The following is a 13064-nucleotide window of genomic DNA, read 5'->3' as shown; positions in this document are numbered from 1 at the left end:
GGGTGCTCAAATCGAGTTTAAGAAGTTTTGAATCACCTGAGCCTTGTCAAGATTTCTGGCCGCATACTCTGAAGCCACAACATTGGGTTGAGACTTCTCCAAAGCGCTCAGAATTCCCTCGGCCAGAGCACGACTGGATTCAGGCTCGACACACTCGGCAATACCCGGGTAGTCCCGACATAATATGCCCAGCTCCGTTTCCGGATCCGCCGTAATCACCGCGTTGCCCCCTACAGCCAGAATGTTCGTCAGCTTGGAAGGTAAAACAACATCAGCGGCACCGCGACGCTGAACAACCAGATGGCAGTCGACAGAGGCCAGCAGCGTCGGCAGTTTGTCATAGGGCTGCAGGGGCAGAAAAACAATATTTTCCAGCTTTTGTTTTTCGGCAAGTTTGATAAGTCTGCTTTTTCCACCGCCCTCACCGACCATGACAAACTGTATGTCCGATCGATCCCGCAAAATATCTGCAGCAGCGATTACCGACTCAAGACCCTGCTTTTCTCCCATATTCCCCGAATAAAGCACTATTCTTTTTTGGCTATTGATACCAAGGTCAGACAGAAAGTCATTGTCCTTGATGGCATCGCTAAATCGAGATACTTCTGACCAGTTCGGAAAAAATACCGTCTTCTCCTTTTCGACGCCCTTGCTCACTGCTTTTTTCAACATGGCTTTTGAAATGGTGGACACATAATCAAAGCCATCAAGCAGGTAACGTTCTACCTTGTATGCAATTTTCTCGGCCCCACCCTTTTGGGCAAGACCCAGGCCAAACATTGCATCAACTTCATAGTCCTGCACATGAATAACACTTTTCGCCCCAGTCAATCTGGAAAAGGCGATAGCTGCCGGGGCGCAGAAAAGCGTCGGCGCCACCAGGATAACCAGGTCGGGCTTCCACTTTAAATTGGCAAACAGACCAAAAAAGGACGTCAGTGCAAAGGAAGACAAATGAAAAAGACGCTTGATGGTGGTCGGAGACCTGGGTACGTATAACGGGCACCGTAATACATTGATGCCTTCCACCCTTTCCTTTTTGAACCACCATCTTGAATAGCCAGGATCTATCTGCCAGGCAGGATAGTAAGGCAGTGCAGTAACAACACGGACATCATGCCCCTGACTTGACAACCACTCGCACAACTCTCCCGAGTATTTACCGATACCCGTGAGTTCAGGCTTATAGTTGATTCCATAAAGCAGTATCTTCATCAAGGTTCCATTCTCATTGCCTTGCGTGATCCATGTTTTCCAAATACCACTGATAGGCGTTCTGGAGTCCTTCATGCAGGCCAATCCCCGCACGCCAGCCCAGCCCCTCCAGCCGGGAAACATCAAGCAGTTTCCGAGGCGTGCCGTCAGGTTTGCTGGTATCAAACACCAGCGCCCCCTGAAAGCCGATAACCTCCTTGAGCGTTTCAGCCAGTTCTCTGATGCTGCAATCAACCCCCGTACCGACATTGATGTGCGAAAGCATCGGCTCCGTCGCTTCAGCATAAACCTCTTGATCGAGTTGCATGACGTGGATACAGGCATCAGCCATATCATCGACATGCAGGAACTCACGCATCGGTTTGCCGCTGCCCCAGATAGTGACCTGTTCAGACTCGAGCTGTTTGGCCTCATGAATGCGGCGTATCAGGGCAGGAACAACATGAGAATTTTCCGGGTGAAAGTTGTCAAACGGGCCATAAAGATTGGTGGGCATGACACTGCGATAATCGCGGCCATATTGTCGATTAAAGCTTTCACACAGCTTTATTCCGGCAATCTTTGCAAGTGCATAGGGTTCGTTGGTCGGCTCCAGCGGTCCGGTCAATAGCGCACTCTCACGCATGGGCTGTTCGGCCTGCTTTGGATAAATGCAGGAAGAACCGAGAAAAAGAAGCTTCTGTACATTGCCTTGATGCGCGGCATGAATCAGGTTGGTTTCGATCACCAGATTTTCATGAATGAAATCTGCAGGAAAAGTATTGTTCGCATGAATCCCGCCCACTTTGGCCGCCGCCAGATACACTTCTGCGATCTCATAGGTTTCAAAAAAATCCAGCACCGCTCGCTGGTCCAGCAGATCCAGCTCACTGCGACTCGCTGTCAGAATGTTGCTATAGCCCAGTGCCTGCAGACGGCGAACGATAGCCGCGCCGACCATCCCGCGATGGCCTGCGACGAATACAGGTCGATCCAGATTCTCCGGCATGATCAATTCTCCACCGATATCGTGACCGTGTGTCCAAACTCCTTGAGCAGGGCATGGCGCTGAGCGACCTTCAGGTCTTCCTGAACCATTTCGGCGCACATGCTTTCGACACTTATTTCAGGCTCCCAACCCAGCCTGGCTTTAGCATACGTCGGATCACCCAAAAGGGTTTCCACCTCGGCAGGACGGAAATAACGGGGGTCAACGCGCACCACAGTACTGCCACATTCAAGCCCCGGGGCCAACTCCGCATCCACTGATTCAACAATACCCACTTCTTCGAGGCCGCTCCCCTCAAAACGCAGGGTAATGCCGAGGTTTCTCGCGCTCATGGCAATAAAATCACGAACAGAAATCTGTTTGCCTGTTGCAATCACGAAGTCTTCAGGCTGTTCCTGCTGCAGCATCATCCACTGCATGCGCACGTAATCCTTGGCATGCCCCCAGTCACGCAGGGCATCCATATTCCCCATGTAGAGGCATTTCTCCAGCCCCTGGGAAATATTGGCCAGCCCTCGTGTGATCTTTCGCGTTACAAAGGTTTCCCCCCGGCGCGGAGATTCATGATTGAACAGGATGCCATTGCAGGCATACATGCCGTAGGCTTCGCGATAGTTGACCGTGATCCAGTACGCATACAGTTTGGCCACGGCATAGGGAGAGCGCGGGTGAAAAGGCGTTGTTTCCTTTTGCGGGATTTCCTGGACCAACCCGTACAGCTCTGAAGTGGATGCCTGATAAAAACGCGTCTTCTTTTCCAGCCCAAGCAAGCGTATCGCTTCGAGAATCCGCAACGTGCCCATGGCATCGACATCGGCAGTGTACTCAGGCGACTCGAAGCTGACCGCCACGTGCGACTGTGCCCCCAGGTTATAAACCTCATCCGGCTGCACCTGCTGAAGAATGCGGGTGAGATTGGAAGAGTCGGTCAGATCACCATAGTGAAGAATAAAGTTCTGATGTTCGACATGGGGGTCCTGATAGATGTGATCCACTCGTTGTGTATTGAACGAGGAGGCACGACGCTTGATGCCATGGACCTCATAGCCTTTTTCCAGAAGCAATTCGGCCAGATAGGAACCGTCCTGTCCTGTCACACCGGTTATCAACGCTTTTTTCATAGCCATACTATTTTCAGCCTGCAGTCATAGATAAGGTTCAACCAAAATCCTGCGAACTAATTTCATTCCAAATCGATATATTGCTACTTCTGCATCTGCCAAAAGTATCTCTCGCATTGCAAGACAATCTTTTAAAAAGAACAGGGGTTTTTATCCACTCTTCTATATGTGTCAACGCAATGCTAACAAACGGCTGGTGGACATCAATGACAACACCGCTTTCTTTATCAAGTATCTCGGGTATGGCGCCTCGACCATAAGCGATAACCGGGAGGCCATGACTCATCGCTTCATGAATGGTCAATGGCTCGGCTTCATTCGCATAAATAGTCGGAAACAGAAGAACATCAATTCCATTATAAAAAAGCTCTTTTTCCGCACCATACCTTGGCCCCAAATAATCCACGTTAGGAAGCTGCTTTAACCTCTCAAGAACTTCGCTTTTAATCTCCTCATCCTGAAAGGGGCCAGCAATCTCTCCTTTTACCGGCAATCCTTTTTTATTGGCTTCGGTGAAAAAATCCAGAAACTCAAAAATACCTTTTTCCTTGGCAATATTACTCATAAAGCCAATCGCCATTAAATTACTCTTGGGCTCTTTTTTGATGGCGGCACTTTCATTGCTAACCAGAAAGGCACTATTTGAAACGGCTATCACCCTTTTTGCACCATACTTATCTCTCATTTTTTGAGCCATTTCTTCGGACAAAACAATATGCCTTGCTTCCGGGCCAGCCACCCTGGTCATAAGCATCGTGAGCCGGCTATAGTTATCGAGATATGAAAAGGTATGATGGTGCAGATAAACCTGCTTCCTGAAAACCCGAGCCGCCGCCGTAAAAAGAATCTCGTAAACTTGTCCCTTCCCTCCAGAAACGCTTGAGTAAAAGTTTTTACATTGCCGGACCTTGGCCATAAAAATAAGCAGATTCAAGATTACTTTTGGCGCTCTTCCAAGCCTTGAGAAATAGCCGCGCTTTAAATTTTTGGCAGATGTGTTTAAAAACTTGACCTGTTTTCCTTTTTGGACGAAATCTTTGTAAACGCACAGGTTTATCGAGGCCATACCATGCACGGGAGGTGGAAAAGGACCTGCCATAATCACATCATACTTCATACTTTACCAACCTTTTATACCTTGGAATCTCCAAGGAAATTAACCCGTAAAACGCCCAGACATAACACGCACCAAGGCACGTCACACTCATTTAACGGCAATCAGATCATTCATGCACTTTCCTGAAGCCAGCGTCGCCATTGCCTCGATCCTGCTTACTGAATAATTTCAACAGCACCAGCATTGCCATACACAATAACACCGCCAGCCAAAACGGCTTATTAAAAATAACTTGAATACCTGCATAAACAAACAGGATTACGGCAAAATAAATCTTAAACACCAAAAAGCTGAAAATGATATTTTTTCGTCTGATATGATTGACCAGATAGGCCTGAAGTATACCCATTACAAATGAAGTTAGCATATAAGCGACAAGGGCTAACGGAAATCCAAGCGAGAAAATCGAAAGCGCGGGGAAAAAACCGGAAAGACCGGTACCCGTATTCGTGTAATGGTTATAAACCGCTTCCGGCAGATAGTAGTAAGACATAAAATCAGCGCCGGAATCGAAACCCTGACAACCCAGATAGCATGATGCGAGCACCGTCGAAAACCAGGGAAACTCCGGACCATCAAGCACACTCCAGTTCAACTGACTTTGCAGTGCCACCCGAATAAGAATAAAATCGGCATCTCTGCCTATGATCACGTAGCTGTAAATCAAAAGCCCCAGAACCGACAAGCCTGCCAGACCTGACACAAGCATCACGCGCCAGCTTATCTTAAAGTCGGGTTTGTGAGCCGCTATAAAGAACCCCAGAATCATTGTGTAGGTAATGGCAAATGACATCTTCTGCCCAAGTACAAACACAGTGATAAAGAGATAACTCAGGACAATGACAGAAGCCAGTTTTTTGTCACCACCATCTTTCATCCAGTACAGCGACAGCGCCAGAAAAAAGGTCTGAAAAATAAGCGAGGGGACAAACCCAAGGCTTGAGGGTACGACTGCTGTCCAGAAATCGTTTCTTTCGATTTTTAAAAGGTAGGGGCTGGAATAGCGCACAAGCACATAAAAGGAGATCGCGATCGCAAGGAAAACAATTGCGAGCAGAATGCCTTTTTCAACGGCTATATGGACACGAGGCGACGGAAGCCTTTCGAAATTTCTCATACTGCAATAATAAGCAAAACGAGAAACCTCAAGCCCCGTAATAAAGAAAATTGCCAAAGCCCAGAAAACGCCATTAGCATTGCCTTCCTTGGCTATCTCTATCATGTAGGCGCCGTTCGCCACTATAGCAGCGCTGACCAACAAAAATATAAAATAGAAAATTTGATAAAAGTAGGAAATCGTAAATTCACGACTTTTGATAAAAATGTTCGTCAGGTAAATCAGCACCATCAGGATAAAAAACGCCGCAGCAATAGCCGGCTGACCAAACAGCCCTGTGGCCCGCTCCAACACCAGCAGCAATGAACTCAACAAAATCAGCAGAACACCCGGCAAAACAGATATATTCATTGCTTGCTGCCTCGATACCCGATTATCAAATTTCCCAACACCTCGTATTTCAACTTAGCTGACAGCCCTGTCGATATAATCCATGACATGCGGATATAACTGATCGACAAGCGCTCCGGCCTGCTGATTGTCATCCATCATCAGGTTAAGGCTGCCCGGCAACGTGCTCAGGTAGTAAGCAGCCAAAAAATCTATCGTATATTGATAAGACGATGCCTCATTCTTTTTGTTTGCCAAAGCTTCATACAGAAGCTCATGAAGCTTTGCGGGATTTTCAATCTTTATTACATCTTCGTGAAACTGATAAAAGACTTCCCCGAACAGAAAAACCTGTTTACCTAAAAGAAGAGCCTCGTAGCCGACTGTGCTGGTGAGGGTGATGACAGCTCTCGACGACTTGATCAACTTCTTGGTTGGCGCGTCAGGAGGTAACAGCTTTACGTTGGGCAAGCCTTTCAATTGGCGATAAAACTTTAACGACGGAAATCCGAAGGCACTCATGTGATCCTTTACATAGAGCTTGATCCCCTGAGGGAGATTAAACGCTACATTCCGGATCACTTCGTATTCATTTAAATAGCTGCCACTCAGTATGGAGGTCGAGGACTCTGGATGAAAATGTAAAGGATACAATATAAATTGATCGCCGCTATCAGGCTGATCATACATCGAAGTTACTCTCCTTATCTTCATCTTTCTTTTTACACTACGTGTAAAAAGGCTCCATGAAAAAAGAAGTGGATTTCCTCGCTGATAGCTATGGTAATGGTCGTCATTAACATGACGAACGCCAGAAACGAACTTTTCCAGCTTGTCCTTTTTAAAATATTTTCCTGAAATGCTAACATTATCCAGATTATTAAATTTCATATAATCCGGACTAATGCTTTCTATATTGGAAAGATAATCCCTGCACCACTCGGCGACTTCTTCAGGAACCTCCACACGACCATTTCTTATTTTCTCGAAAACGGCCTGAACAGGTTCATGCTCTTTCAGTGGGTTATCCGTGATCCAGAATCGTCCTGGAAGCCGGTTGCCGGTCAACCCTACATATTTAACCCTGTGCTCTTGACACACAAGCCAGCAAAAATAGGCAAACGAGTTTGAGACATTCTCATAAAGAACGACATCAATTTTTTGTTCAACAATGATCTCTGAAAAATAGCACAATAGAGCACTTTTCAGTTTTTCATAAAACTCGTTACTCCGCTCCCCCCAGATACCGTATTCAACAGAGCGGTCATGATCGGACAGCAGTGCATAATTGATGTTATATTCCCCATACTCACGAAGCATGGCTTCATCAATCTCATGCCGTGAGAAATAATCTGAGAAGACCTTATACTCAACCTCATTGTCGAGCACTTCGTTTTCATCAAGCGACACATGGCTATCTACGGCATAAAAGACGTTATGACCGTCACTTTTTAACTTTTTGGAAAAACCGTTAAAAAACCTGTGGTACTTGGGTGCTCCGTTCGACAACACCAGAAAATTCATATTCCCGTCCCCCATCTAACCACCAAGGCTTTAAATAGAGCTGTCTTTATTTTAGATCGTCATTTAATACGGGTGTGTTGACGTCCACATCCCGCTGTATGGTTTTTCCAACGATAGTGTTTTTATACTTTGGTGCCACCCCAAACCCTGGACGCACGCTCCGTATGGAGTCTTCCGTGATGATGTCACCGGCTTTCAACGCTTTGACAAAGTACAACGAGCGTCGAAACTTGATGTTCCCCAACTCACTCGACTTCTGGCCATAGTCAACTTGGCCCAGAGCCGCCCAGGCGGTTTTGGTGTCTCGGCAAAGGGCCGTGAGATCTTCGGGTTCAAGCGAGAAGCTGTCATCGGGGCCACCGCCACTTCTGTCGAGCGTGACGTGTTTTTCGATGATTGATGCGCCAAGCGCCACGCTGGTCACAGCGGTGGTGTCGTCCAGGGTGTGGTCTGACAGGCCGGTTACGCAGCCAAACCGCTCCATCATGTCGGGAATGGTACGCAGGTTGTAATCTTCTGCAGGCGCCGGATAACCACTAACGCAGTGCAAAATGGCAAGTTCCTTGCAGCCGGCGCCTCGGGCTGCATCGACGGCTTCCTGAATCTCTTCATCATTGGCCATGCCGGTGGAAATAATCATCGGCTTGCCCTTTGACGCCACATACTCGATCAGAGGGAGATCAATGGCTTCAAACGAGGCGATCTTGTAGGCGGGGGCCCCAAGCTCTTCCAGCAGGTCAACGGCGGTCGTGTCAAAGGGAGAACTAAAAAGGGTGATGCCAAGCGAACGGGCATATTCAAACAGTCTGGCATGCCACTCCCACGGTGTGTGTGCCCACTCGTAAAGGTCATAGAGCGTATGGCCTTTCCAGAGACCATCCGTAATCTTGAAATCCGGCCTGTCACTTTTCAGTGTGATGGTGTCAGGGCGGTAGGTTTGAATCTTGACCGCGTCGGCACCTGCCTTTTTGGCCGCCCGCATGATTTCAAAAGCCGTTTCGATATTGCCGTTATGGTTTGCTGAAATTTCGGCAATGATATATGGCGAATGATGTACCGATATGCTGCGCCCAGCGATTTCAAGTGTGGGGTTGGTCATAACGTCGTTCCTTGTTGCATGGAGTGCCAGTCTTCGATCAAAAGCCCGAAGCCAATGACATCATGGTAAGTATGCCCATCATAAAAATGATGCCGCAGTGTTGCCTCGCGCTGAAAGCCCAAACGCTCATGAAACAGCAGGGAACGGCTGTTATTGGCCAGAACTTCACCACAGAGCTTATGGATAAAGAGCGTTGAAAAGGCATGATCCAACGAGCAGGCGCCAAGTCTGGCCCCGGTACCGCGTGGCGCTTCAGGAGCAAGATAAAATCCCCATTCGGCTCTGGCAGCCCGTTGATCCACCATGCTTAGGTTCACAAAACCCAGTGGCTTTTCATCCTGCTCATAAATGAGCAGATGCCTTTCAGGCATCGTTTCGGCACGCTTGAACCAGGCCTTGTGTTCCTCAATCTCAATCACTTGCTGGGTATACATCCAACGGCGAACGTCCGGATGATTGCGCCAGCCAAGCACCATGTCTAGATCATCGGATGTCATGTCGCGGAGACGGTCTTTCATTCAACATTACCTGAGCGTTTCATACCTGATAAAACAACCTGCAAGGCTCGAGAAGTCCCCTGACCATCAAGCAAACAGGCTGAATACCGGCTTGCCTGATCGAGGGCATTTGCAGAAGCAAGCGTGTGCAGGGCAAGAGGCAGTGCTTGTGAAATATCCCCGGCCGGCACAACGATCGCGGCCCCCTGCCTTTCCAGCGATGCTGCGACCTCTCTTTGATTGCTGGCCAGCACGAGCAGAATGGTTGGCAAACCAAGACAGCAGCGTTCCCAGGACGTACTTCCAGCCGCGCCGATCGCCAGGTCGGCATTTGCCATCCGGCGCGCCATATCATCGACGTTGACCACGACCTCGGTGGACCAGGGCAGTTTGGCCGCCTGCTCCCTGACAGAACCCAACCACGGCGCTGTTGCCCCCATGATCACCGTGACATGACACCTGGCAGGCAAGTCGCTTTGCTGCAATGCATTCAGCACAATGCCGGTGACATTGTCCTTGTCGACGCCGCCAAGGCTGATTGACAGCTCCTGACATTCCCGACGGTGCTCACGGCGCTCAAGGCTGTAGGGCCGCCACTGTGCGAATTCCGGCCTGAGCAGCGCATACTGTGGCCCGATCATCAGGTGGCAGTGACCAGGCACCAGATGTTCATAGTCCTCGGCCTGTCGCCCCAGGTTCTGATCAAGCAGCGCATCGGCAGCGTGCGGTCGATCCGCCAGATCATCAATGACCAGAAGCCGAGTCGCCTCGGGTAGAACCGCGTTCTCCCAACGCGCGTCGAGGGCGTAGTGATCGACCACCAGCCAGTCCGGGCCAATGTCCTGAATGATCGATCGAGACTGCTCGGCATCCTGCTGCCAACTGGCCCCTAACCAATGCGCATGTGCTGGCACACCGGTGCCTTGAGGTGCAGAGCCATTCGAGTCGGCGTTCGACAGAGCGTGTACCGAGAAACCATTCGCCTCGATCGCGCCCATCAAATGCCCCGTGTGATCACGGCACAGAAAATGGCATGTCACCCCCTGCTGTGAGAGCGCGCGCGCAAGCGTCAGGCAGCGCATCACGTGCCCCGTGCCCATCTCCAGCGAGGCGTCGACTCGAAAGGCTACGACGCGCGAGCTGTTATCACGCTGTGCGCTCATGAACTCGCCCCATGTTCGCATTCTGCCTGCATCGCCTTGAAAAGCCATTCGGCGCGCACCCAATCGTCCGGGGTATCGATATCCTGCACCCGGTGACGCGGAAGCCTTACCGGGCAAGCGCGCGGACTGAACAAAGGGCGCTGCTCGAGCCAGGCCTCTGCCCTGCCCCAGTAGAACTGACCGGCATCGTGCCATGCCTCTTCCAGATCCTGAGAGCGGGTCGAGAAATGTTCCGGGTTGAACATTTGGACACGGCCAGTCTCGGTCATTTTCAGGGCGCGCTGGATGGGAAAGGCGTAATCGGTGACCGAAAACGCGAAGTCAGCATCGCTGTTGCCTTGAAGCTGAGCCAATCCGCGCTCCAGGTATTCTGAAGAAAGAAAGGGCGCTGTTGCATAGATACAGCAGACAAACCCGGGCAGGGCTTCATGATCCTTGAGCCACTGCGCGGCATGAGCCATCACCGGTATTGTCCCCGTGAAGTCATCGGAAAGCGCGTCGGGCCGCATGAAGGGTGTTTCTGCCCCGTACTGACGAGCGGTCTCGGCAATGTCTTGATCATCGGTCGATACCACAACACGCTCGATGCTCGGACATGCAAGCGCAGCACGGATCGAGTGCGCGATCATCGGTGCACCGCAAAAGACCTTGATGTTCTTTCGCGGAATACGTTTGCTGCCCCCGCGGGCGGGAATGATCGCGACGCCTGTCATGATGAAATTGCCTGCGTCAGAACGCGGATAACCTCATCCTGATCGCTTTCGGCAAGCCCCGGGTACAGCGGCAGGCTGATGGCTTCCCGGTAATAGGCTTCGGATGCCGGAAAATCGCCCTGAGCAAATCCCATGTCTTCATAGTAAGGCTGCAGATGCACCGGAATATAATGAAGATTGACCCCGATGCCCTGCTCGCGCAAATACTCGAAAACGGTTCGGTGGTCCGTGGCAATGCGTGTGAGATCCAGCCGAACGATATAGAGATGAAATGCCGAATAACCGGTGTCGGTCTGGTAAGGCGTCTTGAGCGGCAGCTCGGCCAGCTTTTCATTATATCGACGCGCCAGTGAGTGACGACGCTCGACATACTCATCCAGCCGTTCGAGCTGTGAAAGCCCCAGTGCGGCCTGCAGCTCGGTCATCCGGTAGTTATACCCGAGTGCGATCTGTTCGTAGTACCAGGGCCCATGGGACGCCGAGCGCATGGAAGCGTCATCCCGCGTAATGCCATGGCTTCTCAACAGCGCCATCTTTTCGAACAGGGCGCTGTCGTTGGTGACAGCCATTCCGCCTTCAGCCGAGGTAATGATCTTGACCGGATGGAAGCTGAACACCGTAATATCGCTGTAGCGACCGTTGCCGATGTAGTCTCCCAGATACTTGCCCCCAATCGCATGGGAGGCATCTTCGATGATGCGAAACCCATAGCGCTGCCCCAGCGCATGGATGGCCTGCATGTCACAGGGCTGGCCACTCAGGTGTACCGCCACTACGACGCTCGGAAGTCGCCCCTGTTGCTCTGCCTCTATCAGCTTCTTCTCGAGCGCATCCGGACTGATATTGTACGTCTCGGCGTCGATATCAACGAAATCGACACGGGCGCCGCAGTAAAGCCCACAATTGGCAGAGGCAACGAAAGTCACAGGTGAGGTCCAGAGCCAATCCCCTGCGTCAAGATCAAGTGCAAGACAGGCCAGGTGAAGCGCTGAAGTGGCGCTGTTCATGGCCAGTGCATGTTTGGCACCGACCTTATCCCCAAGCGCTTTTTCAAAAGCGGGTACCGTCGGCCCCTGAGTCAGATAGTCTGATTTCAATACCTGAACAACAGCATCGATATCGGCGTCGGTAATGTCCTGGCGACCATATGGAATCATCAGATGCTCCCGATCTTTTCCCAGTTTTCAGCAATCCAGGCCTTGAGCGTCTCATCGCTCATCCATTCGCTATTATTGTCACTGGCGTATACAAACCCTTCAGGCACTTTTTTGCCATCCTTGATTCGGTTGGCATCCTTGTCCCAGCTGTTGATCGCCGGAAGGATCTTGAAGTGCTCGGGATACTCATAGGTATAGTGCGCATCTTCCGAGCCAATCATCTGCTCATGCAGTTTTTCGCCGGGGCGAATACCCACAACTTCCTGCTTTGCTTCAGGCGCGATCACACGGGCCAGATCCGTCACGTTCATGGAAGGAATCTTTTTGACATAAATTTCGCCCCCTTCCATATCTTCAAAGGCGTGCCAGACGAGCTCCACGCCCTCTTCAAGAGAAATCATGAACCGGGTCATGCGATCATCGGTAATCGGCAGCACACCCTTATCCCGGATCGACATGAAAAAGGGAATGACCGACCCACGTGAGCCCATGACGTTGCCATAGCGCACCACTGAAAAGCGGGTCTCATGACCACCGGCATAAGAGTTGCCTGCAACAAAAAGCTTGTCCGAGGTCAGCTTGGTGGCACCGTAAAGATTGATGGGACTGCTGGCCTTGTCCGTGGACAGTGCCACTACCTTCTTGACGCCCTTATCGATACAGGCATCGATAAGGTTCATGGCGCCGGTGACGTTGGTCTTGACGCATTCAAATGGGTTGTACTCGGCAGTAGGCACGATTTTTGTCGCTGCCGCGTGGACGACATAGTCAACGCCATCCAGCGCTCGGTAGACGCGCTCGCGATCGCGGACATCGCCGATAAAAAAGCGCACCCGGTCATCACCAACAAACTTTTTGGCCATCTCCCACTGTTTCATCTCATCGCGAGAGAAAATAATGACCCTCTTGGGGTTATATTTTTCCAGCAGCATGGGAATAAAGGTATGACCAAATGAGCCCGTGCCACCTGTTACGAGTATTGATGCATCATTAAACATTGACACTTACCTGTTCAAATAATTG

General features: G+C 50.5%; 12 protein-coding genes. All 12 read right to left on the bottom strand.

The features are described from left to right. Positions 1–6 precede the first annotated feature (6 nt). The 12 genes from KSP9073_RS11980 to pseB all read right to left on the bottom strand — a co-directional run bounded on the left by KSP9073_RS11980 (position 7) and on the right by pseB (position 13039). On the bottom strand, positions 7–1290 hold the full coding sequence (locus tag KSP9073_RS11980; RefSeq protein WP_279310066.1) for a glycosyltransferase WbuB: 1284 nt from the start codon (positions 1288–1290) through the stop codon (positions 7–9). Further along, the gene (gene fcl / locus KSP9073_RS11975) at positions 1229–2203 is read right to left on the bottom strand and encodes a GDP-L-fucose synthase (protein ID WP_108843416.1); all 975 of its coding nucleotides are present in this window, start codon (positions 2201–2203) and stop codon (positions 1229–1231) included. The genes KSP9073_RS11980 and fcl overlap by 62 nt, the downstream gene beginning before the upstream one ends. 2 nt (positions 2204–2205) lie before the next feature. Beyond that, a complete protein-coding gene (gene gmd / locus KSP9073_RS11970; protein ID WP_207771475.1) occupies positions 2206–3324 on the bottom strand; it encodes a GDP-mannose 4,6-dehydratase in 1119 nt (372 codons plus the stop codon). 37 nt (positions 3325–3361) lie between these two features. After that, entirely contained in the window at positions 3362–4441 is a 1080-nt protein-coding gene (locus KSP9073_RS11965; RefSeq protein ID WP_108843179.1) for a glycosyltransferase family 4 protein, read from the bottom strand. 106 nt (positions 4442–4547) lie between these two features. Continuing rightward, positions 4548–5909 carry a DUF6418 domain-containing protein gene (locus KSP9073_RS11960; RefSeq protein ID WP_133241019.1) on the bottom strand — a complete coding sequence of 454 codons (1362 nt, stop codon included), beginning with the start codon at positions 5907–5909 and terminating at the stop codon, positions 4548–4550. Positions 5910–5963: 54 nt separating this feature from the next. Beyond that, positions 5964–7412, bottom strand: coding sequence for a capsular polysaccharide export protein, LipB/KpsS family (locus KSP9073_RS11955; protein WP_165814245.1), 1449 nt, complete (start codon positions 7410–7412; stop codon positions 5964–5966). A 46-nt stretch (positions 7413–7458) separates the two neighbouring features. Further along, a complete protein-coding gene (gene pseI / locus KSP9073_RS11950; RefSeq protein WP_108843176.1) occupies positions 7459–8511 on the bottom strand; it encodes a pseudaminic acid synthase in 1053 nt (350 codons plus the stop codon). Beyond that, positions 8508–9029, bottom strand: a complete 522-nt coding sequence (pseH, locus tag KSP9073_RS11945; RefSeq protein WP_207771465.1) for a UDP-4-amino-4,6-dideoxy-N-acetyl-beta-L-altrosamine N-acetyltransferase — start codon at positions 9027–9029, stop codon at positions 8508–8510. The genes pseI and pseH overlap by 4 nt, the downstream gene beginning before the upstream one ends. Then, complete coding sequence (gene pseG, locus KSP9073_RS11940) at positions 9026–10171, bottom strand: UDP-2,4-diacetamido-2,4,6-trideoxy-beta-L-altropyranose hydrolase (protein ID WP_108843175.1); 1146 nt, start codon at positions 10169–10171, stop codon at positions 9026–9028. The genes pseH and pseG overlap by 4 nt, the downstream gene beginning before the upstream one ends. Then, positions 10168–10884, bottom strand: coding sequence for a pseudaminic acid cytidylyltransferase (gene pseF / locus KSP9073_RS11935; RefSeq protein ID WP_108843174.1), 717 nt, complete (start codon positions 10882–10884; stop codon positions 10168–10170). The genes pseG and pseF overlap by 4 nt, the downstream gene beginning before the upstream one ends. Continuing rightward, positions 10881–12041: a UDP-4-amino-4,6-dideoxy-N-acetyl-beta-L-altrosamine transaminase gene (pseC, locus tag KSP9073_RS11930; RefSeq protein WP_108843173.1), complete on the bottom strand. Its 1161-nt coding sequence runs from the start codon at positions 12039–12041 to the stop codon at positions 10881–10883. The genes pseF and pseC overlap by 4 nt, the downstream gene beginning before the upstream one ends. Further along, positions 12041–13039: a UDP-N-acetylglucosamine 4,6-dehydratase (inverting) gene (gene pseB, locus KSP9073_RS11925; RefSeq protein ID WP_108843172.1), complete on the bottom strand. Its 999-nt coding sequence runs from the start codon at positions 13037–13039 to the stop codon at positions 12041–12043. Before pseB ends, pseC begins: the two co-directional genes overlap by 1 nt. Positions 13040–13064 lie beyond the last annotated feature (25 nt).

It is taken from the genome of Kushneria phyllosphaerae (assembly GCF_900312995.1).
In the GTDB taxonomy this organism is placed as follows: Bacteria; Pseudomonadota; Gammaproteobacteria; order Pseudomonadales; family Halomonadaceae; genus Kushneria; species Kushneria phyllosphaerae.
The sequence above is the reverse complement of the archived record's forward strand: the minus strand, read 5'-3'. Positions and strand labels throughout refer to the sequence as shown.